A 24,517-nucleotide genomic window follows, 5' to 3' on the forward strand; every position below is an offset into this window, starting at 1 on the left:
GGGCCTCCCGGGGGTTCAAGCGGCTTGATGCTGTGGGTACTCGGGCGGGCAGAACCCTCCGATCCGTTGGGTCAGATCAAGCGCGGCGGCTTTCAGTTCGCGACGTATTCTGGTTTTCAACTGGGTGGTCATGCGCGACATCGGCGCGGCCACGGCGAGCGCACCGATGGGTCGCTGGTCGGGGCCAAAAATCGGGGCGGCGTGGGAATGCACATCTGCCTCAAACCCGCCAATGGATTCAGCAATGCCCAAGACGCGCGCCTGCGCCAGTGCGGCCCTCAGTTTTTTTGGGTCAGTCTGCGTTTGGGGCGTGTGCACCGCAAGCGGCTCTGCGAGGATCCCCTCCACAAAACTATCCTCGGCAAAGCTCAAGAACGCCAGCCCGGATCCGGTGCCGTGAAAGGACAGGACCTCTGCGTCCTCCATGGTGACGCGGGTGCCGTGCTGTGGGCTGTATGCATGGGTGAGCGTGTTTAGCTGGTGGCCCTGCACGATCGACATATGCGCGGTCTCGCCCGTGCTTTCGCAAAGTTGCCGCAAGATATCCTGCGACACTGACAGCAACGGCACGGTTGCCTCGCGCAGGGCGGCGAGGCGCAGAACTTCGGGTCCCAGACGGTAGGCGCGGTCATTGCCGATCTGTTCGACGAATCCCTGAGCCTGCAATTCGCTCATCAGCCGAAAGACGGTCGCTTTGTTCATCCCGGACAGGCGCGTGATGTCACTCAGGCCGATTTCCAATCGAACATGATCAAATAAACTCAGCAGTGACAGTGCCTTAGAGACTGTGCCCATTTCCGGGATTTACCCTTTGACGATCCGGTTCCATTCTTTGGCAAGGGTGTTCAACCCGCGCCGTTGTAGAAAGTGTTGACAGAGGAGGGGGTGGCCTGTCAATCTAATTTCAAACCAATGGTTCGAATAATGAACCGACAATGTCTCAACAGGACCCGGAGGTAACTATGACTTTCAAGACCAAGATCGCAGGCGCGGTGGCGACCCTCGCCCTGACAGCAGGGGCGGCGCTGGCCGAGTACCCGGAAAAGCCGGTCAATTTCATCGTTCCGTGGCCTCCGGGTGATCTGGAGGACGTGCTGACTCGCATGATCGCCGAGGATTTTCAGGAAAAATATGGCGTCGCCGCTGCGGTGGTGAACAAGCCTGGCGGCGGCGGTGGTCCGTTCCCCGGTGCCATCGAGGTTGCGACCGCACCCGCCGACGGCTACACCATTGGGTCCTTCGTGATCGGCGTGCCGGTGATGGGTCACCAGATCGACATCGCGCCGCTCACGCCCGAGAAATTCGATCCGCTGGGCATTTTCCTGACATATCCGTTCGTGATTGCCACCAGCGGCGACGCGCCCTATTCCTCGATGGAGGAACTGGCCGCCTACGCCAAGGAGAACGATGTGGCGCTGGGCCATTTCGGAGATGTTCTGACGCCGACGCAGGTCACCAAGGCTTTTGCCAAGAATGCAGGTTTCGAATGGGGCTCGGACGCGGCCTTTGACGCACTGGATTGCAACACGCTGGCCTCTGGCGACGCCGATGTGATTAACACGACGCTGCAACTGATCCTGCCCTGTCTGGATAGCGTCAAGGTCCTGACCGCGATCACAGACGAACGTATCCCGTTGGTGCCCGACGCGCCCGCGATCGGAGAGCTGGACGAGGGGCTGAATATCGCGCTCTGGAATGGGCTTTTCGTGACCAAGGACACGCCGCAGGACGTGCGCGATAAGATCATCGAAGTGGCCAAGGAAACGGTCACCAGCGAGCGTGCCCAGAAGGTTGCCGCGGAAACCGGTGCTCTGGTCTATTGGCAAGGTGCCGATGAAAGCACCACGCGCATTTCCAATGATATCGATACTATGGGCCGGATCGGCGAGATCCTCCAGTAACCCTATCGGGCGGGTCGCTTTGGCCCGCCCCTCAAGCAGGGGCGCATTCTCTCATGACATCCGAACGTGAACGCCGTTTCGTCGGCCCCCGGCGCGGTCAGTTGATCTTTGCCCTGGGATTTGTCGGCCTGTCGGTCTTGCTGATCAGTCAGATCACAACGCAGACCCAATGGGTGGAAAAGTCGAAGTTTTTCGCGCAACCCCGGTTCTGGCCTGCCGTCGGTCTCTTGGGAATGGTCGGTCTTGCGGGCCTGCACCTCTATCGTCTGCCGTGGTGGCGCAACACCCGTTATGACTGGTGGGAAGCGCGCAAGTGGCTGACCGTGCTGGAATTCACAGCCTGGTTCATGGGTTATGTGCTGCTGGTGCCGATCTTGGGCTATCTGCCGGTCACGCTGGCCTTTGTGCCCGCGCTGGCCTGGCGCATGGGCTATCGCGACAAGCAGATGATGTGGATCAGCGTCGCTTTTGCCTTTGCCGTTGTGATCCTGTTCAAGTCGCTTCTGGGCGTCAAAATCCCCGGCGGTGCGATCTATGAATACCTTCCCGGCGCATTGCGCAGCTTCTTTATCCTGTATCTCTGATGGACCTTATCCTATCCGCAATTGAGATCCTGATGCGCTGGGACGTGGCGCTGGCCCTGTTGGCAGGGTCGGTGGGCGGCGTGTTGATCGGGGCCATTCCCGGCGTCGGGCCAGCCGTGGCCATCGCAATCCTGCTACCTGCCACCTTTTCCATGGACCCGATCGTCGGGCTGACCGTGCTGTTGGGAATTTATGGCAGCTCAATGTATGGCGGCTCGATTCCTGCCATCCTGATTAACACGCCGGGCACGGCGGTCAACGCGCTGACCACCTATGACGGCTATCCGATGACCGCGCGCGGAGAACCGCGCCGCGCCCTGTCGCTGGCCTATTCAGCGTCCTTCTTCGGCGGCATTTTCTCGGTGCTCTGCCTGATCCTGTTCGCGCCGGTGCTGGCGAAAATCGCGCCCATGTTCGGCTCGCGCGAGATTTTCCTTGCTGCACTTCTGGGCATCCTGCTGGTCGTGGTCGCCCATCGCGGCCAGTCGCTGATCGCCGGTGCGTTGGCCTGTTTCGGCATCTTTCTCCAGACCATCGGGCTTGAGCCGGTCAAATACACCTCGCGTTATACCTTTGACCAGACATTCCTGTCGGGCGGCATCAACCTGATCGTGGTGGTGCTGGGCCTCTTCGCGCTGTCTCAAGCCTTTGTTCTGCTCACTTCGGATGACGAGAAAATCCACCTCACCAAGCTCAGGGGCGGTATGTTTCAAGGCCTGCGCGAACTGGCGCGGCATCCGCGCGTCGCCAGTGTCTCGGCCAGTTTCGGCGTGCTCATGGGCATGATCCCCGGCGTGGGTGAGTTCACCGCGCAGTTCATGTCCTACACCTATGCGCAGAAAACCTCGAAACGCCCACAGGATTTCGGCAATGGTTCGTCGGAGGGGCTGATCGCGGCAGAAACCGCCAACAACGCCGTGCCCGCTGCTGCCATGGTGCCATTGCTGGCGCTGGGCATTCCGGGCGAGGCGCTGACCGCGATGATGCTGAGCGTCTTTTACGTGCATAACGTGGTGCCGGGGCCGGGGCTGTTCCAGAACCAGATGGATTTCGTGGTGGCGCTGTATTTGGCGCTTTTGATCCTGAATGTGCTGGTGCTGGCCTTCCTGCTGGTGGCGACCAAATCGCTGATCCAGGTCGTGCGCATCCCGAACCGTTTCCTGGGCGTCTGCATCCTGACGCTCAGCTTCGTGGGGGTCTATTCCCTGCGCAATTCGGTGATCGACTGCATCCTCGCCGCGATCTTTGGCGTGGTCGGCTATGTGCTAAAGCGACTGTCCCTGCCTGCGGTACCGATCATCCTCGGCATGGTTCTGGGCGGAATCATGGAGGTCAAGCTGCGCGCCGGCATGGCACGGGTCAAGGAACCGCTGGATTTCATCGACCGCCCCGTCGCGTTCATCCTGTTTCTACTCATCATCATCGTTCTGCTGGTCCATATGCTGCGTGTGCTGAAGGACCGCAAGGAACTGAAGGAGGCCGAATGGCAGACCAAAACAGCATCGACACGCTTCGGCGGGCTGATGTGGCGCCGCAGAAACTCTTTCTTGAAGGATCATGGCAAGAAGGTACGGGCGCGCCACTCGAAGTTACTTCGCCGATTGACGGATCTGTTCTGACAACGCTCTCCGGTGCATCGGCATCGGATGTCGAGCGCGCGGTGACCTCCGCCCGCGCGGCGTTCGCGGATGGGCGCTGGTCGGGCATGGCGCCTGCCGCCCGCAAGAAGGTACTGCACCGGATCGCCGATCGGATCGAGGCTGAGGCGCTGGAATTGACCGTGCTCGGCGTGCGCGACAATGGCACCGAATTCAACATGGCGTTCAAGGCGGAACCCGGCTCGGCTGCGGGCACGTTCCGGTACTATGCCGAGGCGCTGGACAAGGTGGCGGGCGAAGTCGCGCCCACCGCGCCGGATGTTTTGGGGTTGGTCCACCGGGTTCCGGTCGGGGTCGTGGCAGCCATCGTGCCATGGAATTTTCCGTTGATGATTGGCGCATGGAAGCTGGCGCCCGCGCTGGCGATGGGCAATTCGGTGGTGTTGAAACCTGCTGAGACCGCCTCGCTATCGCTGTTGCGACTGGCCGAGATTTGCGCAGATTGCGGCCTGCCCGACGGGGTGCTGAACGTCGTGACCGGCAACGGGGCCGAAACCGGCGCGGCGCTATCGCGGTCAATGGGCGTCGATGTGCTGAGTTTCACCGGCTCTGGTGAGACCGGGCGGCGGCTGATGGAGGCATCGGCGCAATCGAACCTGAAACGGGTCTATCTGGAACTGGGCGGCAAATCCCCCAACATCGTCTTTGCGGACGCGCCCGATCTGGCCAAGGCGGCGAAGGTCTCGGCGCAAGGCATCTTCCGCAATTCCGGACAGGTCTGCGTGGCGGGGTCGCGCCTGCTGGTCGAGGCCTCTGTTCACGATGAATTCGTCGCGATGGTAAAGGCCGAAGCCGAGGCGCTGCGCGTGGGTGACCCGCTGGACCTGAACAGCCAGATCGGTGCGGTCAATTCCGAGGCACAACTGACCCGCAACCTGTCATTCTTGGATATGGCGCAGGCCGAGGGCGGTCAGATCATCACCGGGGGGCAACGCATATTGGGTGACACGGGCGGCACTTACATGGCGCCCACCATCGTGACCCATGTGCAGCCGGACGCGGTGCTGTTCCAGCGCGAGGTTTTTGGCCCGGTTCTGTCAGTCACCCGGTTCGAGACCGAGGACGAGGCGCTGCGCCTTGCCAACGCCACCGATTTTGGGCTGGCCTCGGGTGTCTGGACCTCGGACCTCAGCCGCGCGCACCGCATGGTCGCGGGCATCCACGCAGGTGTCGTGCATGTGAACACCTATGGCGGGGCGGACAATACCGTGCCTCTGGGAGGTGTCGGTCAGTCGGGCAACGGTCATGACAAGTCCCTGCACGCGCTCGACAAATTCGTAGATCTCAAGACCGCATGGATGCAGTTGTGAGGGATGACATGAAAACGATACTGGTCGCGGGAACCTATGACACCAAGGATGAGGAGCTGCACTATATCGCCGAGGTGATCAGCGCGCAGGGTGGCAATGTGCTGTCGATGGATGTGAGCGTTTTGGGCGATCCCTCAAAGCCCACAGATGTCTCCAAACACGACGTGGCAGAGGCGGGCGGCAGCTCGATCCAGGCGGCTATAGACTCAGGCGATGAAAACACCGCGATGCAGATCATGGCCCAGGGTTCCGCTGCCAAGGCGCTGGAGCTCTATCGCAACGGGCAGATCGACGGGGTGATCGTGCTGGGCGGGACGATGGGCACCGATCTGGCGCTGGATCTTTGCGCGGCCCTGCCGGTAGGCGTGCCGAAATACATTGTCTCGACCGTGTCCTTCTCGCCTGTGATGCCGCCGGAACGGCTGCCTGCGGATGTGCAGATGATCCTTTGGGCGGGCGGGCTCTATGGGCTGAACTCGATATGCAAGGCGTCCCTCAGTCAGGCGGCAGGCGCTGTTCTGGGCGCGGCGCGGGCAGTGGAGCCGCCAAAACGCGACCGGCCCCTGATCGGAATGACCAGCTTTGGGAAAACCGTGCTGCGTTACATGGTGACGCTGAAACCTTCGCTGGAAGAACGCGGCTTCGAGGTCGCCGTGTTTCATGCCACCGGCATGGGCGGGCGGGCCTTCGAAAGCCTTGCCGCCGAGGGCGCGTTTGCCGCCGTGATGGATTTCGCCCCGCAAGAAGTTTCAAACCATCTCTTCGGCGGGCTGTCGGCGGGCGAGGACCGGATGACCAATGCGGGCCGCGCCAGTATTCCGCAACTGGTGGCGCCGGGCTGCTACGATCTGGTCGATATTGTGGGCTGGCAGCCCTTGCCGGAACACTTTCGGGATCGCCCCGTTCATGCTCATAACCGCCTGCTCACCTCAGCCGTGCTGACCGCCGGGGAACGGCGGCAAGTGGCGCGGACATATGCGGACAAGCTGGGTCAGGCGCGCGCGCCAGTGGCGTTTCTGCTGCCGCGCGGCGGCTGCAATGAATGGGACCGGCCCGGAGGTGAACTGCATGATAGCGAAGGGCTAGCCTCCTTCTGCGCCGAGATAGAGACGGCACTGCCCGACACTGTCGACCTGCACCCGCTGGACGCGCATATCAATGACGACGCCTTCAGCGCACGCGTTTTGGAGATATTCGACGACTGGGTGACGCGTGGTGTGATTACCGCTCAGGCATAGACCCCTTCAGCAGCGGCGCGGATGTTGCGGATGTTTTCGCCATAAGCCGTTGGATCGCCGACCGAGCCACCCCGGAAGACGGCGGAGCCTGCGACAAGCACATCCGCACCGGCCTGTGCCACGATGGGCGCGGTTTTGACGTCGACGCCGCCATCAATCTCGATATGCACAGGCCGATCGCCGATCATGGACCGCAGCTTTCGAATCTTGGCGCTCATGTCGATGAATTTCTGACCGCCGAAGCCCGGGTTCACGGTCATCACGCAGATCAGATCGGTCAGGTCTAGCAAATGCGCCACCGCCTCGCCGGGGGTGCCGGGGTTGAGCGCAACACCGGCCTTGGCTCCTGTCGCGCGGATTGCCTGCAGCGTGCGGTGGATATGCGGTCCGGCCTCGACATGCGCGGTGATCACATCCGCGCCAGCCTGCGCGAAAGCGTCGATATAGGGATCGACCGGTGCGATCATCAGATGCACGTCCATCACGCCCTTGATATGCTTGCGGATGGCGGCGCAGGTGGTCGGGCCGAAACTGATGTTGGGCACGAAATGCCCGTCCATCACATCCACATGCACCCAATCCGCGCCCTGTGCCTCGATCGCCTCGCATTCGGCGCCGAAATTGGCGAAATCGGCGGCGAGGATCGACGGGGCGATCTTGATGTTGCGGTCAAAGCTCATGGCGGCACCTCGGGATTTGGGGCATCTGGGATTTGGCAGGCATATATAGACTGGTTGCCCGTGGCGATAGGGGCGGGACGGGAATTTGTGACGCTCAGGCGCGGTAGAACAGATAGCGGTCCTTGGCGATCGTGTCGGGGCCGCTGATCGGTTCGAACCCCACCAGCGGTTGGCCCGAGACCAGCAGCGCGCCGGGGGCCAGAACCTGCGCGATCAGGGGACTGAGCCGGGCGGCTTCGGCCACGTCGTCTTGCTTGAACCCGCGCCCGAAATCGTAATGGGCCAAGATGATCTGCACGCTGTCTTCGGCAAGGCGGTTGAGCATTGGTTCGGCCTCGCCCTGCAAAAAGTCCTCTTCGGGCGGGGTGCAGGAGGGGTGGCAGGCCAGCACCCGGTCCATCACCCGGATACGGCGATCGGGAAGGATTTCGCGCAGGTGGTCATAGGTGCGGCCATTGCCCAGCCCCATGTCGAGCACCTCACCGGTTTGGCCTGCGATCTGCGTCGCTGCCCAGTTCAGCCCGTCGCGCTGGGCGCTCAGCCTGCGCAGCATCGAATCCAGTCGGCTCATATCTCGGCGTCCTTCATTGTCTTGGCGCGGGCCACGGCACGCCAGGTCCCCGGATCAGCCGTGTCACGATGTCCTGCGTGAACTGCCAGATTGCGTCGTCATGGACAAGGTGATGCGTCAGCAGGCCATAAGGTTCGTCATTGTCCGCTCGCCCCTCGCGACGGTCTTGCAACTGCGTGATGGCCTGAGCGATCAGTGCATTAGGCTCGACCAGCCCGCGTGTGTCGCGCCAGTCGATCGGGTCGAGATGGGTGTTGATCTGGACCAGACCGGGAGCAGCCTCTCGCGCCTTGCGCGGCTTGAAGGCCGATAGCGCGCGGTAGCCCAGTTGCGGCAGGCCCGCGATCACCGCGTCGGAGCTGCGGTTCCAGGGCGGCACGAACATTGGGCTCAGATCATCTCCGAACAGATCGCGCATTCGGGCCAGCCCGCGTTCTGCATCACCCAGCGCCACCTCGGCTGCGCGGTCTGCGCCGAACTCGGACTTCTTGCTTTCTGGCCGCTGATGGTTGCGATGCGCCCAGCCGTGTACCACGGGGATCAGCATCTCGCGGCCCCGCGTATAGTCCGCAAGCGCGGGCACCGCCAATTTCGGGACCACCGCCAGATGCACCGGCAGGCCGGATTCAACGGACAAGGTATGCAACCGGTCGAGCGCGGCTGTGGGTGCGGTGGCATCATCATCCCGCCACCAGAGCGGCAGGGTCAAGCCAGCGCTGTCCCATTGGGCGAGTTCGGTGTCGAGCGGGCTCCAATCCGGGGTCACGATTGCGCCTCCAGTAGCGTTTCGACGATCTCGACGCTGCTTACCGCTCCATCGAACTGCCCGGTCTTGTCTACGCTAGGGGTCTGACGCGCAACCTGCCGGACTGAGGCGGCCAGAGCTTCGGGGGTCAGGTCGGCGCTGCGCAGCACCCGCATGGATGGCTCGCGTGCGAGGCTGTCTGCCCGCAGGCCCTGTTCGACCTCGTTGCCGTCATCGAAGGGGATCAGCACCGCAGGCGTGCCCGCTTGCAGTAGATCCAGCGCGGTGTTGTAGCCGCACATGCTGACCGATGCCTTGGCGTGATAGAGCATTTGCCGGAAATCCGGGCGGGCCTTTTCCAAGATCGCATTTGGCGCATCATGATCGGCCTTGAGCGCGGCGATCCGGTAAGTCGCATCCTTGCCGCCCACGAGCAGCCGCCAGCGCAAATCCGGTGTCAGCGCCGCAGCGCCAAGTGCCGCACGATAGATCGGTGTCCCGACCGAACCGCCACCGGCACTGACCAGCACCTCGCCGCTACCCGCGCCCTCGGGATGCGGGCCCGCCGGGGATGGAGCGACATAGCCGGTATAGTATAGCTTGGCCTGCAGGGCAGGGGTGACCGGCCAACTAACCTCGAGCGGTGTCAGGTCCGGGTCGGAATGGACCAGAACGCCGCTATAATGCTGCGCAATGATCTGCTCGGCCTTCTCAGCCTTGGCGGGTTTCGACGGTGGCGCAAGGATGTCGCGGATCGAGGCGAGGATCATCGGGCGCTTCGGCAGCGTGGCGGCGGTATCAAGAAAAGCGGTGAATTCGGCGCTGAGTATGCGGCGACCGAAGGGGAACAACTCGGTTATGATAACGTCGGGCGCGAACTGGAGCAGAGCGGCGCACAATGCGGTCTTGCGGGTGGTTAGGTAGTCTGGCGTGGCCGTTTGCCCGCTCTTTTCCAGAAGTCGGGTGAAATCCACCCCGTCCGAGCGCAAGGGCGGCAGGTTCAGGATGTCGAGGCCGTCATGGCTCAACTGCGGCGCGGGCATGCCGCCAGAGATCATGAAAACCTGATGCCCCGCCGCGCGAAAAGCCTGGCCCAGCGTGAGCGCACGGCTCAGGTGGCCAGTGCCCAGCAGATGCGTGACGACGATCATCAGCTTCATTGGTGGCCTTCTTTGGGGGTAAGGCGCACCGGGTCTGGCTCGGGCGTCAGATCGGGCAGGGACAAAATATAGAGCCGGTTGCGCTTGATCTGGAACGGGGCGGGACCGTGGAAATCCCAGCCCCAGGCCTGCGCCAGCAGCACCCGCATCACGCCGATATGGCAGACCGCCAACGTGTCGCAGTCGAGCCCGACGAGCCACGATTGCAACCGGTCACGCAGACGGGCAGGGCTTTCGCCGCCCGGCGCGTGGTAGTCCCAGCCCCACTCTTCAATGTGTCGGAAGCCGCTATCTGACTTGGCCAGCAGATCGACACCGCGCTGCCCCTCCCAGTCGCCCCAGTCCATTTCGGTCAGTGCGATCACTGGTTCCGGATCGCGACCCGAGACAATCCGGGCAGTCTCGACTGCGCGGGCAAGTGGGCTGGAGCAGAGCGCGGCAGCCTGCCACGCCTCGGGCAGGCGGTATTTCATCAGCGTTTCGCGCGCCTCTTTGTCCAGTGGGATGTCACTGCGCCCCTGAATGCGACCGGCGCGGTTCCAGGCGGTATGACCATGGCGAAGAAGGGCGAGTTTCGGCATGGATCAGCCTTTCACCAAATGATCGAGCGTTTCGCGCAAGCTCGCCGCCGCCGAGGGCAACAGATTAGTTCGCGCGATCATGGCGCGAGCCTGCGCGCCCAGATCGCGCCGCATCGCGGGCGTATCGCGCAACTGGTTGATCCGTAGCGCCAGCGCCTGCGGGCCGTCGCCGGGGTCCGGGTATTCCGCGGGCAGCAGGATATCACGTGTGCCGGGCCGGTTCTGCGCCACCACTGGCAGGCCAGCGGCCTGCGCTTCGAGATAGACCATGCCGAACGCCTCGTTCACACCGGGCCAGAAAAACAGCGCGGCGCGCTGATAGGTGCCCCGCATGGTTTCGGGGTCGAGCTGGCCCAGAAACCGTACCTTGTCGCCAAAGGGCGCCATCAGCGCCTCGACCTGGGGCCGGGCGGGGCCGTCACCTGCGATGTGGAGCTGCCAGTCACCCTCCAGAAGGGCCAGCGTTTCGGCGATGATCGTATAAGAGGCCAGCTTGTCACCCGCGCGCATCATCGCGGCGGTCAGCATCGGGCCATCCAGCGCGGCGGCGGGCGGCAGGGTGTCATCCGGTAGGAAAGGCGGCAGATGCACCAGCTTTTGGTTACCGAAACGTTCGCGTTCCAGCGTGATCAGGTCATTGGCGGTGAGGTAGAATATGGCATCGGCGGCGTCGCTGGCGCGATGCGCTGCCTGCGCGAAACCGGCCCACGGGCCGGACAGTCGGCTGTTGGCGCGGGTACTTTCGATCTGCACATATGGTATGCCGCGTCCGCGGCTCACCACTGGGCCAAGCAGGTCGGGGGACTTGTAGTAGCTGTGATAGGTGACCCAGATGGCGGTTTCATTGGGCAGATCGCGGACCAGGCGCGCGGCCTCATCGCGAGCTTCGGCGCGCAGAAGGGTCTGTTGGGTGGTATCGCCAATTTTGTCGTAGACGCGAAGTTCCGAGACCAGATCGGGCGTAAAACCGGCGCGCTCCAGCACCCGCATCAGGTTGCGGGCCATTTCGCGATCGCCCGAGGGAACCGGGCTGTTTGGAGATTTCATGGGCGCATAGAATGCGGCGCGGGGCATCGGTCAGGCCACTCCGCACAGATCGGACAGCCGCGCCGACAGGCGCGAGATGCCTGGTGCCATGCCAAAGGCGTTGCGCAGCCGGTCCAGCGCGGCCTCGGCCATCTGCAGCGCTTGTTCCGGCTCTGATGACAGTCGGATGATGGCCCCGGCCTGCGCCTGCGGGGTGTCCGCCGCGAGCAGACCATGGGTACCTGAGGTGATGAATTCCGGGATCGCCGAAACTGGTGTGGACAGGATTGGCAGGCGCTGCGAGGCGGCCTCCATCAGCACGTTGGGCAACCCGTCACGGTCGCCGTTGGCGGCGACGCGGCTGGGCAGTACGAACAGATCGGCCCGCCGCATGGCAGCGATTACCTCGGGCTGATCGCAGGCGCCGCGCCAGGTGATCCGGTCCGACAGGCCAAGCTGTTGCGCCTGTTCGGCCAGAGCTTCGGCCAGTTCGCCACCGCCGATATGGGTCCAGTGCCAATCCAGATCACCGGGCAAAAGTGCAAAGGCGTCCAGCAGCCGGTCAAACCCCTTTTTCTCGACCAACCGCCCGACCGAGAGCATGTGGAACGGCGCGCCCACCGCGCGGGGCGGGCGTTTGTCTGGCAGCGGGAACCGGCTCAGGTCCAGCCCGTGATAGACCAGATCGACCCGCGCCGGATCGTCCGACAGCGACCGCAGATGCCGTGCTCCGAAGGCGGTGCAGGTTGCCCCGAAGGCAGCACCATGGCTGGCATGGCTGAGCTTTTCGCGCAGCTCCCATTCCGGCGAAGTCCAGATGTCCTTGGCATGGGCGGAAAAGCTCCAAGGCAGGCCTCGCATGATCGCGGCGTAACGGGCGACAGAGGAGGGCGTGTGCAGGAAATGGGCATAGAGCCCGGTCACTGTGTCGGGCAGTTCGGCGGCCAGCACGCAGGCCTGTCCGAAGCGACGGATGCGGTTATGGGTCGGGTCGCGGCGCAGGTCGGCGCGCCAGACGCGGCGTGCCTCGGTATAGCCGGGCAAAGCCCGTGCGATGGCGCGGGCAGTCCAGACACGGTCGGGCTCCTGATAGAGGTATTCCGGCAGGTAGCGCACTGGTGCGCGTAGCCGATCATGCAGCGGATGCCGTTTTACATCCGTCGGGTGGCGCAGTGACCAGATTTCGAAACTGTGACCTGCCTCTTCAAGCGCGACGAGTTCCTGTGCGATGAAGGTCTCCGACAGGCGCGGCCATCCTTTGACCAGCACCGCCAGCTTTGGCGCTTGCGCGATCATTCGGCGGCCTGCTCGCCCACTTCGCCAAGTAGCACAGCCACCCGGTGGGTGACGTAATCCAGCCCGTCCAGCAGCCCGTCGCGGATTGCCTGCGAGGGCAGCGGTTGTTTCGGCAGGTCGCGGATAGCGCGGATCATCGCCTCGGGGGAAAGCCCGTCGCGCTGTTCGTCCAGCATGCGGATCAGCCCCATCTGCTCGGCGCGCGAGGCGCGCAGCCATTGTTCCATCCGGGGCACGGTGCGCGGCACGATCACGGCGCGGCTGTCAAAGGACAGAACCTCGCAGAACGTGTTGTAGCCGCCCATGCAGACCACACCGGCGGCACCGGCAAACAGTGTCTCGATTTGGGATTCAAACCCCACCGCGGTCACTCGCCCGTTCAGTGCGGCGACACGGGCTTCGAATTCGGCGCGCAGATCGCCCGACAGAAAGGGGCCATAGACTAGCACCGCGCGCGGGTTCAGGTCGGGATCCTGTTCATAGGCGCTGAGTACGAGGTTGACCAGCGCGCGGCCATCACCGCCACCGCCCGGCGTGATCAGAACATAGGGCTGTTCGGGCGGCTCGTCGGTGGTGCCCAACTCGCGCCGCAGATATCCGGTCCAGTGCATCCGCGCCTGCGCCGCCTCGGATAGCGGGAGCCCGGCTGTCGGGTCGTAGATCGAGCGCAGGCCATAGATCCAGATCTCGTGATAGAACCGTTCGGTGGCAGAGACCGCATCCTTGCGGTCCCATTCGGCGGCCAGCACATCAGGCGCGTCCAGCACATCGCGCAGGCCCAGCACCAGCTTAGTGCGGCCCCACCGTTGCAGCTTTTCGAGGGTTGGAAGCAACTCGCCGCGAAACCCTGTCGGTTCCTTGTCGACGATCAGGATATCGGGGTCATATTGCTCGGCAGTGGTCTGGATCAGACCCGAACGCAGCTCGGTGACTTCTTCGATGCCCATGCCGATGGTGCGTGACGTGTAAGAGCCGTCGCTGCGTTTGGTGACGCCGGGCAAGCGGACATGATCGACACGGCGCGGAAAGGTAAAGCGCCCGGCAATGGGCGAGCCGGTCAGGATCAGCGCCGAGGCATCGGGATGCGCTGCCGTGATCGCCGCGGCCAGAGCACGGGACCGGCGTAGATGGCCCAAGCCAAACGTATCATGGCTGTAGAGCATGATACGCGGCGCGCGGCCGGGTTCTTCGGTTTTGCTGCCCCAGTTCATGCCTTGCCTAAAGCCTCAGATCAGCTTCGGTTTTGCCAAAAACGCCTTTGATGTCAAACAAAACCGCCCCCGGCCGGCCGAGTGCGCGGATTTGTTTCACCCCCATGTCGACGAATTGTCGATGGGCGACGGCAAGCAAGATTGCATCATAGGTGCCGATTTCCGGCTGTGCGGTGACATCGAACCCATATTCCTGGTGGATCGCATCGGCATCGGCCCAGGGGTCATGCAGGTCGACGGTCACGGAATAGTCCTGCAACTCGGTCAGGATGTCTGCCACGCGGGTGTTGCGGATGTCGGTGCAGTTTTCCTTGAAGGTAAAGCCCATGACCAGAACCCGCGCCGTGCTGGGGTTGATCTTGCGCGCGATCATCAGCTTGACCAACTCCTGCACCACATGGCGGCCCATATTGTCGTTGATCCGGCGCCCGGCCAGAATCACCTCGGGGTGGTATCCCGCCTGTTCGGCGCGATAGGTCAGGTAGTAGGGATCGACGCCGATGCAATGCCCACCGACAAGACCCGGCTTGAAGGGCAGGAAGTTCCACTTGGTGCCCGCAACTTCGAGCACCTCGTGCGTGTCGAGGCCTAGCCGCGAGAAGATGAGCGAAAATTCGTTGACCAGGGCGATGTTGATGTCGCGCTGGGTGTTCTCGATCACCTTGGCGGCCTCGGCGGTCTTGATCGAGCTGGCCCGGTGAACGCCCGCCTTGATCACTGGTGCATAGATCGCCTCGACCCGGTCCAGAGTGGCAGCATCCTGGGCTGAGATGACCTTGACCAGGCTTTCCAGCGCATGTTCGGCATCACCGGGGTTCACCCGTTCGGGTGAGTATCCCAGGCGGATCTCGTCATAAAGGCGCAGCCCGCTCTTGTCTGCCAGCAGCGGGCCGCAGACCTCTTCGGTCACGCCGGGATAGACGGTGGATTCCAGGATCACCAAATCGCCGGGCGCAAGATAGGGTGCGATCATCTGGCAGGCGGCGCGCAGGGGTCCCAGGTCCGGTGCCTTGGCGACGGTGATCGGGGTGGGTATGCCAAGGATGTAGGTGCTGCGATCCGCCAGATCGGCGGGATCGTCAGAGAATCGGGTCGTCGTGGTGTGCAATGATTGCTCTGACACTTCGCCGGCCCTGTCGTGGCCTTCGCACAGCGCGGCGACATGCGCCGGGTCTGTGTCGAAGCCCAGCGTGTCGAAGCCCGCGCGCGCCAGCCCAAGTGCCAGCGGCAGCCCGACATAGCCAAGGCCCAATACGGCAATCTTTTCACCCGGGGTCTGGCCTGCCACTGCGTGTTCTCCGACGGTTTACTGTGTTGTTTCCGGCGCCAGCGATCGCCACTGCGACCTGTTAGTGAAAAGCCCGGGCTTTGGAAACTCGAAATCCACATATGCGTTCCACGCTGTGGCCTCAATACACGCTCTCGCAACGGTGCTGCCATGTCATTTGAAGACTGCCGCACAGTCCTGTAACGTCCTGTCACCAAACATTTCCGGAAGCCGGGGCGCCATGATCCGCATTCTTTACTGCCTTGTTGTGACTGTGTTGCTGTCACTGGCCCTGACCGGCCCGTCACTGGCCCAGTTGTCCTATCTGCCCGGCGTGTCCTCGTCGGACAGCGCCGATGAGACCGCCCAGGGCGATCTGGCCACTGCCATTCGCGAGGCCTCTGAGGCCGGGGCAAGCGTGATCGTAATCGACAGCAGCGGTAATCTGGTCACCGCGTCGGGCAATACTGATGCGGACGCCGAAACCGCTGATCCGATGGCCGAAGGCTCGCAGCTGATGAAGGCGCAGGAGCGGTTCTCGGAGTTCCGAAAATCGCTTGAGTCGCGGCTCGAGGCGCTGCCCTATTCGATCTTTGAGGTGCAGTACATCCTCAGGCAAACAAGCCCCGACGGGCGCATTATGACCTATGCCGAGGTGCTGTTCTGGAATGTGCTTCTGCTGCTGGTCGGGCGCTGGCTGTCGGTTGAGATTTACGGCAAGCGGATCGCCAAACGCTATGTGGTGGCGCGGATCAAGGAGAACCCGCAGGGCTATCAGGACAAGATGCCGTTTCTGGTCTATCGCTTCCTCATGGGGATCGGTGGCACCGTCTTTGCGATGCTCTTTGCTGCGATCATGGGATTTCTGATCTTCGGGCCGACCGACGATATCTCGATCCAGTTTTCGGTGACTGCAATTTTCACCGCCTATTTCCTGGCGCGCACGGTCTCGGACCTGTGGCGCATGATTCTGTCGCCCTACCTATCTCAGTATCGCCTGCCGCCGTTTTCGGACCGCGATGCCAAACGGCTCTATATCTGGGCGAGCTTTGTGGCCACCTATGACATTTCGGTGGTGCTGTTTTCGACTTGGGTGGCCGATTTCGGGCTGAACTATAATGTCTATGCGATGGTCTACGGGGCGCTGACCATCGTCGGCGCACTGGCCAACGCGCTGATGGTTCTGTTCAATGCGCGCGCGATCTCGCACGCGATCCGGGGCGGGCGGGCGCCCGAGCAGGTGTCGTTCCTGCTGCGTCTGATCTCGTTCGCCTGGGCGCCTGTCATTCTGCTCTACATCGTCTTCGGCTGGTTCGATCTGGCGCTTGATCTGGTTCTTGAAAAACCCTCACCCATCCCGCTGATCGCCGGAACCTATGCCGTCTTCATGTCGGTGGTCGTGGCCTATGGCGCGATGAATTACGTGCTTGAGCGCTATTTCGCCCGCTCGCGGCAGGTCCAGCAGATCAACGAGGAACTGGCCAATGCCGATGCCGAGGAGGATTGGGAAGAAGAGGTTCCCGCCCCCAAACCCCACCCGATCGCCACTTATGAGGATCTGGCACGCCGTGTGGCGGGTGCCCTTGCATTCGTGGTGGGGGCCTATGCGCTGATCGTGATCTGGTATCCCGATGCCAGTTGGACCGAAGACCTGCCGATCGAGCGGGCGCTGGATGTGATGGTGATCCTGTTCATCGGCTATATCGTGTATCATTTCTTCCGCATCTGGATCGACAGCAAGATCGCCGAGGAAAGCGTGGACGCCGAAGAGGGTGAACTGGGCGACGAAGGCGGTGGCAGCAGCGCGTCGCGGCTCGCCACGCTTCTGCCGCTCTTTCGCGGCGCGATCCTGGCTGTGGTCGTCGTCACCATCTCGCTCATCGCGCTGCTGGAATTGGGCGTCAACGTCAGCCCGCTTTTTGCCGGTGCCGGTGTGGTCGGTCTGGCCGTTGGCTTTGGCGCGCAGACGCTCGTGCGCGACATCTTCTCAGGCGCGTTCTTTCTGGTCGATGACGCCTTCCGCAAGGGCGAGTATATCGATATCGGCGATGTGAAAGGCGTGGTCGAAAAGATCTCGGTCCGCTCGTTCCAACTGCGCCATCATCTAGGCGCGCTCAACACCATCCCCTTTGGCGAGATCAAGGTGCTGACTAACTATTCCCGCGACTGGGTGATCATGAAACTGCCGCTGCGGGTGACCTATGACACCGATGTGGAACGGGTGCGCAAGATGATCAAGAATCTCGGCAAGGAACTGCTGAAGGATCCGGTGATCGGCGAAAACTTCATCCAGCCGCTGAAATCGCAGGGCGTGATCGAGATGCAGGATTCGGCGATGATCATCCGGGTCAAGTTCATGACCAAACCGGGCGATCAATGGTTGGTGCGCAAGAAGGTTTTTGAGGAGATCCGCGCGCTGTTCGAACGCGAAGGCATCCGCTTTGCCCATCGCGAGGTGACGGTGCGGCTGGCCGATGGCAAAAAGGAGGACGACCTGACGCCGCACCAGAAAGAGGCCGTCACCGGCGCGGTACAAGCCGCCATCGACGAGGACTATCTGGACGATATCGGCCCGGGCGGGGAGGGTCCTTAAGGTCCGGTATGCGGACAAACCTGCCGTTCGCCCATTGCAGTGCCAAAAGTCAGATCAACCCTTGTTGAACTGAAAAGCAGTGAGTTTCACCCGGGACGAAGGTTTGGTTTTCGAGTGAGTTTATCCTGGCTGAGGCAGTTTGTTTTAAGCGCGCTGTCCGCCGATGGGGTTTGCCGTAGAAAGGTTTAGCATATCCATGCGAGCTGGGATTAGGATGATCCGATTAGGACCAGTTGCGGAGGCGGGAAAATCGAAGCCTTCGGTGTAATTTTTTTAGGAGATGAGCATGACGGATATTTCAATTATCGGCTTAGGCGCCATGGGCTCGGCACTCGCGCGTGCGCAGTTGAAGGCGGGCCGGTCAATAACAGTTTGGAACAGGACATCCGAAAAGGCGACGCCATTGGTCTCGGCTGGGGCAACTTCCGCTGCCACGGTTTCTGAAGCTATTTCCGCCAGCCCCGTCACAATCACGTGTGTTAAATCACATCCGCAAACGAAGGAACTTCTGACCGCTGCTTCGAAGGTTCTGCCCGAAAAAACCATAATTGAACTCTCGACCGGAGGTGCGAAGGATGCGGAGGATTTGGCACAACTGATTGAAAACGCTGGTGGCCAATGGATGGTGGGCATCATTAATGCCTATCCGCATATGATTGGAGATGATGAAACTGTGCTTTCGGTCGTTGGGACAGCTGAACAGTGGGCGGCACACGGTTCGATCATAAAAGCTATGGGCGGCAGCTCGGTTCACGTTGGCGACGAAGCTGGCATGCTGGCGGCGCTTTTTGCAGGTCTTTTTACAGTTCGCCAAGGCTTTATGTGGGGTATGATCTATGGTGCGCTGGCCGCAAAGCAGGCCGGAATCCCGCTCAAGACATTTTCAGACCTTGTTCCCATTTCGATGGGAATGATGAAGCCTTACTATGACTATTTTGCCGCAACAGCGCCGAATGCAACTTACGACGATCCACCTGCAACGATGCGGACCTATGCTGCGGCCCTGGAGGATGTTCTCGCCAGTTACGAGGTACTTAATGCTCGGGACGAATTACCGCGACTATTCGTTGAAATGGCTCAGAAAGGTATGGATGCAGGTCTTGAAGACAAAGCGCTCACTGCCGTCATAGATGTACTCGCAAACGAAAACTGATCGACGCAAAAGACTGAGAACTTTAGGTTGGTCGCTTTGGGCTCGAAGCGGACCTTGACCATCTGTAGCCTAAGCCTCAGGCCAGTCCAACAATGGAACGGAAGCGCTCAGTGTTAATACTCATAGCAGTTACTTTCCTCGTAGCATCAATGGCGCCGATGAGCGCTCCGGCAGATGTCGATTTTCCAGAGTTTTCGGACCAGAGAAAGCCATCATGCGCAGTGCTCTGGGAGATTGGAAATTACGCATCGAATAGAATAGAGTGCAATCCCCACTTTGAATTAGAGGCAAGAAGTTCTGATGGGGTCGTCTATTTCGGAGTGAGGAACATTGAGACCTCGTACCTCCCCTTGCCAGCAAGGAATGTCCTCGCTCTGGATGTTGCGCCAAAGCCAATCTCGGATTTCCTCAAAGATTTACGAAGTTGTGGAGATTCCAGCAACTGTCTAATCCTGAAAGACAGCCCAGAGATATTCAATCAATTAGTAGCACTAAATGAAGCGACTGATATCTGGGAGACGAATGTGTGGGGGGAAAAGCTGGGCACACCGTCGAGTTCGGCAGTGTATTTCTTTAGGTCTGGAAAAACCGTTGTAAGCCTTAATGGTGCACTGAGTTCCTTTTGGATAACGCCAAACAGGGGAATCTTCAAATTCGCAATTTTTGATACGAAGTTGCCGTGATGGAAAACACTGTTAGTTTGAGCTGGCTCGGCATTCCAGTCGTCAGGTTGGATGCTTCAAATTTTTCCCATTCAATCTGAAAGAATGGGCTCCAAGCGGACGTTTGTTGGAGCTACCCTGAGGCCACCGCCAACCACAGTGGAACCCTAAGTGCGACTAGCGATTTGTGTATCCCTCATTTTGGTCGGCTCAATGCTGACACTTGCTATGGGCTTTGTCACCCTTGCAGCCATCGGCGACGCTGCCATGAGATGTCCCGGAAACCAGTGTGAAGACGCAAAACTCTCCGCCGTGGTAGGTGGTTGCCTCTTGCTCATCGGACTAGTTCTGGTGTCAGCAGGATGGATTAGCCTTCGCCGAAACAGGTAGCTCGGAATGTCTCAGAGGGGCTCTAACCAGACCTTGAAGCCCGGCGGAAACAGGCCCCGAACCTTCAAAACCATTGCCCCGGTTCCATCAGCCCCAGATCCAGCAATTGCCGCGAGTGCCATTCGAAAGGTGTCGAATTGTGCCAGCGGAAACTGTGGATATCGAATTTTGATCCGGGATTGCGTTTCAGCGCCTTGGCGGTGCGAAACGAGCAGATCGCGGCCGTCAGGTTGTGATGCCAGGGACAGGCATAAGTGTTGTATTCCTGATCGGCGAAAGTGTGGTTTGCCCGCAGTTCCAGACCGGGCGCGGTTCTGAACAGGGCGATCCGGTCGATCTTGCGGCTGTCCTTCGGGATATGCTCTTCGAACCGCCAGCGCACGCCGCCGAAGAAATCAAGCTGGCGCTCCATCGGATGCCCGGTGGCCGGGTCGGTTCGGGCAAGCGCGTAATAGCCGGATTTGTCCAGATGCGCCCGATCCAGCGATACGCCGTTGGGACAGCGCTCCAGATCGTCGGCATAGAGGTCGATCACATAGGTCAGCATGGCATCGCGGCGCTCTTCGAGGTGAAAGGTCAGCATTTCACCGACGCTGCGGGTCTCGCAGAACGGATAGAACAGGTATTCCGCGTTATAGCAGTAATACATCCACCGCCCCGGTGCCGCTTCGATCATCCGGTTGACGGCGGCGCTGACCACGCCTTCGGGGCCGCAATCGAAGCTGATGCGGCGCACCCGTGTCTCGACATCCTCAGGCAGTGAAAACGCGTCGGGCATCAGCGCCAGAACCGTCCCGAACCCGCATTGCAGGTGATGCCGCAGCGTTGTTGCGACCTCGACATCATCTTCGACGAAGATCATCGCAAGCGGGGCGGTTCCCGACAGGGCGGCGCCCTTTTCCAGAAAACGGTCAAGCGTGGGATACTGCATCGGGGTCCTTTGGTCTGCCGCGCTGGCATGCTTGCACAAATTCGGTTAATTGCGTGCGCATTGCAAGCGATGCGCGTTCCGTATAGACGCCTGCGTCGATCCCGCCAGTGCAAAGGCAAAGCCCGATGTCCGAACCTAAGAAATTATTCATCAAGACCTATGGCTGTCAGATGAACGTCTATGACAGCGAGCGCATGGCCGAGGCGCTGGGCGGGCAGGGTTATGTCGAGACGCAAAGTGCCGATGATGCCGACATGATCCTGCTTAACACCTGCCACATTCGCGAGAAAGCGGCGGAAAAGGTCTATTCCGAACTGGGGCGCTTCAAGGGGCTGAAAGCGGAAAAGCCCGATCTGAAGATTGGCGTGGCTGGCTGCGTCGCGCAGGCCGAGGGCGAAGAGATCATGCGCCGCCAGCCTCTGGTTGATCTGGTGGTCGGGCCGCAAAGCTATCACCGCCTGCCAGAGATGGAGGCCAAGACCCGTCAGGGCGCAAAGGCCTTGGACACAGATTTTCCCGAAGAGGACAAGTTCGAACGGCTCAAATCGCGCCCCAAGGCAAAACGCGGACCCACCGCCTTTCTCACCGTGCAGGAAGGCTGCGACAAGTTCTGCGCCTTTTGCGTGGTGCCTTATACTCGCGGGGCTGAGGTCAGCCGCCCGGTCGACCGCATCCTGACCGAGGCGCGCGATCTGGTCGAACGCGGCGTGCGCGAGATCACGCTGCTGGGCCAGAACGTGAATGCCTATCACGGTGCCGGACCAATGGGCGATATGACCCTGGCGCAACTGATCTGGCAACTGGACAAGATCGACGGTCTGGAACGCATCCGCTTCACCACCTCGCATCCCAATGACATGGGCGACGACCTGATCGAGGCGCATGGCACTTGCGACAAGCTTATGCCCTATCTGCACCTCCCGGTGCAGTCTGGTTCGGACAGGATCCTCAAACGGATGAACCGGTCTCATACGGCCGAAAGCTACCTGCGGCTGATCGAGCGCATCCGCGCCGCCCGACCCGATATCCTGATGTCTGGCGATTTCATCGTCGGCTTCCCCGAAGAGAGCGAGGCGGATTTTCAGGCCACACTCGATCTGGTGGAAGAGGTCACCTACGGTTACGCCTATTCCTTCAAATACTCGACCCGGCCCGGAACCCCGGCGGCCGAGCGCCCCCAAATCGATCCGGCCGAGGCCGATGATCGCCTGCGGCGCCTTCAGGCCCTGATCACAAGGGATCAACGATCTGTTCAGAATTCGATGGTAGGTCGTGAAGTCAAGGTGCTGTTCGAAAAGCCGGGGCGTCTTCCCGGGCAGATGGGCGGCAAGTCGGAGTATCTGCATGCGGTGCATGTGGATGACGCCAATGTCGAGGTCGGTGACCTGCGCCGCGTGCGCATCGTCGATTCGGCGGCGAACTCTCTGCGAGGCGTTCTGGCGTAAAAATGCCGCCGTGACGTCAAATGTGTTGTGGTCGCAATGTACAGATTGTGTTTGTTGAGTTACATCTACCCAGATGTAGTATTTTTACGGGGCTGGGCCGATAGAGAGTCCCCCTTTTCGGGCATGTGTGAAACTTCGAGTATGTGAGGGGCTCACGATGAAAAAATGGAAATCCGCTCTGGGACCCAAATCGATCCCGGGAATTCTGTTGGCCGCCTGCGCCGCCAGTTCCGCCGTTGCGGGTAATGACAGATCGCCCTTGCAGGACCCGGTTGTCGACGCACCGGAACCACCGAACTGGGACGGGTTTTATGCGGGCGGCTCCCTTGGCTACGGCTTCGGATTCGAGGACAGGTTCGGTGTGAAGCGTAACGACATACTATTAGGCAATCTCGGCGACATGGAGACTGATGGACTTTACGGCGGTGTGCGTGGCGGCTGGCGAGATTCGATTCGCTTTGCCACGGGGCGCCAATATGTCTACGGCTTCGAGGTCGGTTATGATGTTGCCGATATCGAGGATTCCGTCACCGGTGACGTGCTTGGCACCACCCTTGAAGGACGCTCAGAGATCAAGGACATGTTCACGCTGCGATTCAAGGGCGGGATTACCAACCGCTCTGGCCGGACCCTGTATTTCAGCTCCATCGGGTATGTGAACTCCAAGGTTGAAACCGGCCTCGACAGCAGCGCAGGGGGCGGCGCATTCGCGGGGGAAAGCGATGACCGTCGCAACGGCTATGCAATCGGTTTGGGGGTCGAGCACAAACTGACCGAGCAATTGTCGCTGACTGGCGAGTACGAATACGTGAACCTCAATTCCAAAACCGTCGAACTGACAGACAGCGTGACGACAAAATCGACGCCGGGTTTCCACGGTTTGAGGATTGGGCTCAATTTCCAGTTTTGATCCACGCGCAGATCAGCCCATCCATTGTGCAGAAACGGGTCGCGCCGCAACGATTTGTTTCAGCGAGATGAAAAAGCGCGACATGCGCTTGCACGTGGGACAGGATGTTGGCTACGCTCGGCCCAGACTGCCATGACAGGAGAGCGGATGGCCATAGGTGCCCTGAACCCACCGCAGGAAGACGCGCCGAAAGAGGTGCTTCTTGAGTTTCCCGACAACCGTTTGCTGATTGATCTTTGTGGAGAGTACGACCGCAATCTCGCCCAGATCGAAGAGAAGCTGAGCGTGCAGATTCTGCGCCGCGGCAACCAACTTGCGATTCTCGGCGATGAGGCGACGCAGAATCAAGCCGAAGAGGTGCTTGAGGCGCTGTATGAGCGGCTGCAGGATGGTCGCCCGGTCGAGGCGGCCGATGTCGACCGCGAATTGCGCATGGGCAATTCCGAGCAGGGTACCGGCGCGCGCGATGGCGACCAGTTAGAGATGTTCACCGGCGAAAAGGTCGAGATCAAGACGCGTAAGAAGCTGGTTGAACCGCGCACTGACGCGCAGAAAGCCTATGTTCTGTCGCTATTTGAGAACGAACTGGCCTTCGGCATCGGCCCGGCAGGTACGGGCAAGACCTATCTGGCCGTGGCTGTGGGCGTGTCTATGTTCATCACCGGGCTGGTCGACCGGATCATCCTCAGCCGCCCGGCGGTCGAGGCGGGCGAGAAGCTGGGCTATCTGCCCGGCGACATGAAGGACAAAGTCGATCCCTACATGCAGCCGCTTTATGACGCGCTGAACGACTTCCTACCCGGCAAGCAGCTTGCCAAGCTGATCGAGGAAAAGAAAATCGAGATCGCGCCGCTGGCCTTCATGCGGGGCCGGACGCTGGCCAATGCGTTTGTGGTGCTGGACGAGGCGCAGAATGCCACGACCATGCAAATGAAGATGTTTCTGACCCGGCTGGGCGAAGGCTCGCGCATGGTCATCACTGGCGACCGCAGCCAGGTGGACCTGCCGCGCGGCGTGCCCTCTGGGCTGGCGGATGCGGAACGCTTGCTGGGTCATGTGCCGGGGATCAATTTCAGTTACTTCACTGCCAAGGATGTGGTGCGCCACCCGCTTGTCGCCGCCATCATTGAAGCGTATGAGGCCGATTCCGGACGCGAGTCAGCTTCCCGGACCGGCTAGGCGCGGTTCGGGAGCGTGAGGCTAGC

At 61.0% G+C, this 24,517-nt stretch carries 22 protein-coding genes; 11 read left to right on the top strand and 11 right to left on the bottom strand.

All coding sequences use genetic code 11. From position 1 onward, the window contains the following. Nucleotides 1–15 precede the first annotated feature (15 nt). Nucleotides 16–795 carry an IclR family transcriptional regulator gene (locus AB1E33_RS16255; RefSeq protein ID WP_372578324.1) on the bottom strand — a complete coding sequence of 260 codons (780 nt, stop codon included), beginning with the start codon at nucleotides 793–795 and terminating at the stop codon, nucleotides 16–18. Between the two features lie 167 nt (nucleotides 796–962). Here AB1E33_RS16255 and AB1E33_RS16260 point away from each other — a divergent pair, with 167 nt between their 5' ends. From AB1E33_RS16260 to AB1E33_RS16280, 5 genes are read left to right on the top strand one after another with little or no spacing between them, the layout of a single operon-like run. Next, nucleotides 963–1,901, top strand: a complete 939-nt coding sequence (locus tag AB1E33_RS16260; protein WP_372578325.1) for a tripartite tricarboxylate transporter substrate binding protein — start codon at nucleotides 963–965, stop codon at nucleotides 1,899–1,901. 53 nt (nucleotides 1,902–1,954) lie between these two features. Then, the gene (locus AB1E33_RS16265; protein WP_372578326.1) at nucleotides 1,955–2,485 is read left to right on the top strand and encodes a tripartite tricarboxylate transporter TctB family protein; all 531 of its coding nucleotides are present in this window, start codon (nucleotides 1,955–1,957) and stop codon (nucleotides 2,483–2,485) included. Continuing rightward, the gene (locus AB1E33_RS16270) at nucleotides 2,485–4,104 is read left to right on the top strand and encodes a tripartite tricarboxylate transporter permease (protein WP_372578327.1); all 1,620 of its coding nucleotides are present in this window, start codon (nucleotides 2,485–2,487) and stop codon (nucleotides 4,102–4,104) included. The genes AB1E33_RS16265 and AB1E33_RS16270 overlap by 1 nt, the downstream gene beginning before the upstream one ends. Beyond that, entirely contained in the window at nucleotides 4,011–5,453 is a 1,443-nt protein-coding gene (locus AB1E33_RS16275; RefSeq protein ID WP_372578437.1) for an aldehyde dehydrogenase, read from the top strand. The genes AB1E33_RS16270 and AB1E33_RS16275 overlap by 94 nt, the downstream gene beginning before the upstream one ends. Before the next feature lie 8 nt (nucleotides 5,454–5,461). Beyond that, nucleotides 5,462–6,691 (top strand): Tm-1-like ATP-binding domain-containing protein, encoded by a 1,230-nt coding sequence (locus tag AB1E33_RS16280; protein ID WP_372578328.1) that lies wholly within the window; start codon nucleotides 5,462–5,464, stop codon nucleotides 6,689–6,691. Here AB1E33_RS16280 and rpe read toward each other — a convergent pair. The 9 genes from rpe to AB1E33_RS16325 all read right to left on the bottom strand — a co-directional run bounded on the left by rpe (nucleotide 6,682) and on the right by AB1E33_RS16325 (nucleotide 15,249). Continuing rightward, nucleotides 6,682–7,371: a ribulose-phosphate 3-epimerase gene (gene rpe / locus AB1E33_RS16285; RefSeq protein ID WP_372578329.1), complete on the bottom strand. Its 690-nt coding sequence runs from the start codon at nucleotides 7,369–7,371 to the stop codon at nucleotides 6,682–6,684. The genes AB1E33_RS16280 and rpe overlap by 10 nt on opposite strands. 94 nt (nucleotides 7,372–7,465) lie before the next feature. Further along, nucleotides 7,466–7,942 carry a class I SAM-dependent methyltransferase gene (locus tag AB1E33_RS16290; RefSeq protein ID WP_372578330.1) on the bottom strand — a complete coding sequence of 159 codons (477 nt, stop codon included), beginning with the start codon at nucleotides 7,940–7,942 and terminating at the stop codon, nucleotides 7,466–7,468. Nucleotides 7,943–7,955: 13 nt separating this feature from the next. After that, entirely contained in the window at nucleotides 7,956–8,708 is a 753-nt protein-coding gene (locus AB1E33_RS16295; RefSeq protein ID WP_372578331.1) for a polysaccharide deacetylase family protein, read from the bottom strand. Next, entirely contained in the window at nucleotides 8,705–9,847 is a 1,143-nt protein-coding gene (locus AB1E33_RS16300; RefSeq protein ID WP_372578332.1) for a glycosyltransferase family protein, read from the bottom strand. The genes AB1E33_RS16295 and AB1E33_RS16300 overlap by 4 nt, the downstream gene beginning before the upstream one ends. Beyond that, nucleotides 9,844–10,428 carry a histidine phosphatase family protein gene (locus AB1E33_RS16305; protein WP_372578333.1) on the bottom strand — a complete coding sequence of 195 codons (585 nt, stop codon included), beginning with the start codon at nucleotides 10,426–10,428 and terminating at the stop codon, nucleotides 9,844–9,846. The genes AB1E33_RS16300 and AB1E33_RS16305 overlap by 4 nt, the downstream gene beginning before the upstream one ends. A gap of 3 nt (nucleotides 10,429–10,431) precedes the next feature. Beyond that, nucleotides 10,432–11,502 (bottom strand): glycosyltransferase family 4 protein, encoded by a 1,071-nt coding sequence (locus AB1E33_RS16310; RefSeq protein ID WP_372578334.1) that lies wholly within the window; start codon nucleotides 11,500–11,502, stop codon nucleotides 10,432–10,434. Between the two features lie 3 nt (nucleotides 11,503–11,505). Next, nucleotides 11,506–12,750: a glycosyltransferase gene (locus AB1E33_RS16315; protein WP_372578335.1), complete on the bottom strand. Its 1,245-nt coding sequence runs from the start codon at nucleotides 12,748–12,750 to the stop codon at nucleotides 11,506–11,508. Continuing rightward, the gene (locus AB1E33_RS16320) at nucleotides 12,747–13,961 is read right to left on the bottom strand and encodes a glycosyltransferase family protein (RefSeq protein ID WP_372578336.1); all 1,215 of its coding nucleotides are present in this window, start codon (nucleotides 13,959–13,961) and stop codon (nucleotides 12,747–12,749) included. Before AB1E33_RS16320 ends, AB1E33_RS16315 begins: the two co-directional genes overlap by 4 nt. A gap of 7 nt (nucleotides 13,962–13,968) precedes the next feature. Then, nucleotides 13,969–15,249: a nucleotide sugar dehydrogenase gene (locus AB1E33_RS16325; protein ID WP_372578337.1), complete on the bottom strand. Its 1,281-nt coding sequence runs from the start codon at nucleotides 15,247–15,249 to the stop codon at nucleotides 13,969–13,971. Between the two features lie 220 nt (nucleotides 15,250–15,469). Here AB1E33_RS16325 and AB1E33_RS16330 point away from each other — a divergent pair, with 220 nt between their 5' ends. The 3 genes from AB1E33_RS16330 (at nucleotide 15,470) to AB1E33_RS16340 (ending at nucleotide 19,657) form a co-directional block, all read left to right on the top strand. Next, nucleotides 15,470–17,821, top strand: coding sequence for a mechanosensitive ion channel family protein (locus AB1E33_RS16330; protein ID WP_372578338.1), 2,352 nt, complete (start codon nucleotides 15,470–15,472; stop codon nucleotides 17,819–17,821). 286 nt (nucleotides 17,822–18,107) lie between these two features. Beyond that, nucleotides 18,108–18,974 (top strand): NAD(P)-dependent oxidoreductase, encoded by an 867-nt coding sequence (locus tag AB1E33_RS16335; protein ID WP_372578339.1) that lies wholly within the window; start codon nucleotides 18,108–18,110, stop codon nucleotides 18,972–18,974. Between the two features lie 110 nt (nucleotides 18,975–19,084). Further along, on the top strand, nucleotides 19,085–19,657 hold the full coding sequence (locus AB1E33_RS16340; RefSeq protein ID WP_372578340.1) for a hypothetical protein: 573 nt from the start codon (nucleotides 19,085–19,087) through the stop codon (nucleotides 19,655–19,657). A 433-nt stretch (nucleotides 19,658–20,090) separates the two neighbouring features. Here AB1E33_RS16340 and AB1E33_RS16345 read toward each other — a convergent pair whose 3' ends face one another. Then, on the bottom strand, nucleotides 20,091–20,957 hold the full coding sequence (locus tag AB1E33_RS16345; RefSeq protein ID WP_372578341.1) for a hypothetical protein: 867 nt from the start codon (nucleotides 20,955–20,957) through the stop codon (nucleotides 20,091–20,093). Nucleotides 20,958–21,082: 125 nt separating this feature from the next. Here AB1E33_RS16345 and miaB point away from each other — a divergent pair, with 125 nt between their 5' ends. The 3 genes from miaB (at nucleotide 21,083) to AB1E33_RS16360 (ending at nucleotide 24,491) form a co-directional block, all read left to right on the top strand. Further along, nucleotides 21,083–22,402 (top strand): tRNA (N6-isopentenyl adenosine(37)-C2)-methylthiotransferase MiaB, encoded by a 1,320-nt coding sequence (miaB, locus tag AB1E33_RS16350; protein ID WP_372578342.1) that lies wholly within the window; start codon nucleotides 21,083–21,085, stop codon nucleotides 22,400–22,402. A 157-nt stretch (nucleotides 22,403–22,559) separates the two neighbouring features. Continuing rightward, entirely contained in the window at nucleotides 22,560–23,312 is a 753-nt protein-coding gene (locus AB1E33_RS16355) for an outer membrane protein (protein ID WP_372578343.1), read from the top strand. Nucleotides 23,313–23,459: 147 nt separating this feature from the next. Continuing rightward, entirely contained in the window at nucleotides 23,460–24,491 is a 1,032-nt protein-coding gene (locus tag AB1E33_RS16360; RefSeq protein ID WP_372578344.1) for a PhoH family protein, read from the top strand. The last annotated feature ends 26 nt before the right edge of the window (nucleotides 24,492–24,517 follow it).

This window comes from Ruegeria hyattellae (genome assembly GCF_041537925.1).
Taxonomy (GTDB): Bacteria; Pseudomonadota; Alphaproteobacteria; order Rhodobacterales; family Rhodobacteraceae; genus Ruegeria_C.

What these genes read in the sequence shown, in the direction of transcription:
- AB1E33_RS16255 (WP_372578324.1), bottom strand. Translation starts at nt 795, where the DNA reads ATGGGCACAGTCTCTAAGGCACTGTCACTGCTGAGTTTATTTGATCAT.
- AB1E33_RS16260 (WP_372578325.1), top strand. Translation starts at nt 963, where the DNA reads ATGACTTTCAAGACCAAGATCGCAGGCGCGGTGGCGACCCTCGCCCTG.
- AB1E33_RS16265 (WP_372578326.1), top strand. Translation starts at nt 1,955, where the DNA reads ATGACATCCGAACGTGAACGCCGTTTCGTCGGCCCCCGGCGCGGTCAG.
- AB1E33_RS16270 (WP_372578327.1), top strand. Translation starts at nt 2,485, where the DNA reads ATGGACCTTATCCTATCCGCAATTGAGATCCTGATGCGCTGGGACGTG.
- AB1E33_RS16280 (WP_372578328.1), top strand. Translation starts at nt 5,462, where the DNA reads ATGAAAACGATACTGGTCGCGGGAACCTATGACACCAAGGATGAGGAG.
- rpe (WP_372578329.1), bottom strand. Translation starts at nt 7,371, where the DNA reads ATGAGCTTTGACCGCAACATCAAGATCGCCCCGTCGATCCTCGCCGCC.
- AB1E33_RS16290 (WP_372578330.1), bottom strand. Translation starts at nt 7,942, where the DNA reads ATGAGCCGACTGGATTCGATGCTGCGCAGGCTGAGCGCCCAGCGCGAC.
- AB1E33_RS16300 (WP_372578332.1), bottom strand. Translation starts at nt 9,847, where the DNA reads ATGAAGCTGATGATCGTCGTCACGCATCTGCTGGGCACTGGCCACCTG.
- AB1E33_RS16305 (WP_372578333.1), bottom strand. Translation starts at nt 10,428, where the DNA reads ATGCCGAAACTCGCCCTTCTTCGCCATGGTCATACCGCCTGGAACCGC.
- AB1E33_RS16310 (WP_372578334.1), bottom strand. Translation starts at nt 11,502, where the DNA reads ATGCCCCGCGCCGCATTCTATGCGCCCATGAAATCTCCAAACAGCCCG.
- AB1E33_RS16315 (WP_372578335.1), bottom strand. Translation starts at nt 12,750, where the DNA reads ATGATCGCGCAAGCGCCAAAGCTGGCGGTGCTGGTCAAAGGATGGCCG.
- AB1E33_RS16320 (WP_372578336.1), bottom strand. Translation starts at nt 13,961, where the DNA reads ATGAACTGGGGCAGCAAAACCGAAGAACCCGGCCGCGCGCCGCGTATC.
- AB1E33_RS16330 (WP_372578338.1), top strand. Translation starts at nt 15,470, where the DNA reads ATGATCCGCATTCTTTACTGCCTTGTTGTGACTGTGTTGCTGTCACTG.
- AB1E33_RS16335 (WP_372578339.1), top strand. Translation starts at nt 18,108, where the DNA reads ATGACGGATATTTCAATTATCGGCTTAGGCGCCATGGGCTCGGCACTC.
- AB1E33_RS16345 (WP_372578341.1), bottom strand. Translation starts at nt 20,957, where the DNA reads ATGCAGTATCCCACGCTTGACCGTTTTCTGGAAAAGGGCGCCGCCCTG.
- miaB (WP_372578342.1), top strand. Translation starts at nt 21,083, where the DNA reads ATGTCCGAACCTAAGAAATTATTCATCAAGACCTATGGCTGTCAGATG.
- AB1E33_RS16355 (WP_372578343.1), top strand. Translation starts at nt 22,560, where the DNA reads ATGAAAAAATGGAAATCCGCTCTGGGACCCAAATCGATCCCGGGAATT.
- AB1E33_RS16360 (WP_372578344.1), top strand. Translation starts at nt 23,460, where the DNA reads ATGGCCATAGGTGCCCTGAACCCACCGCAGGAAGACGCGCCGAAAGAG.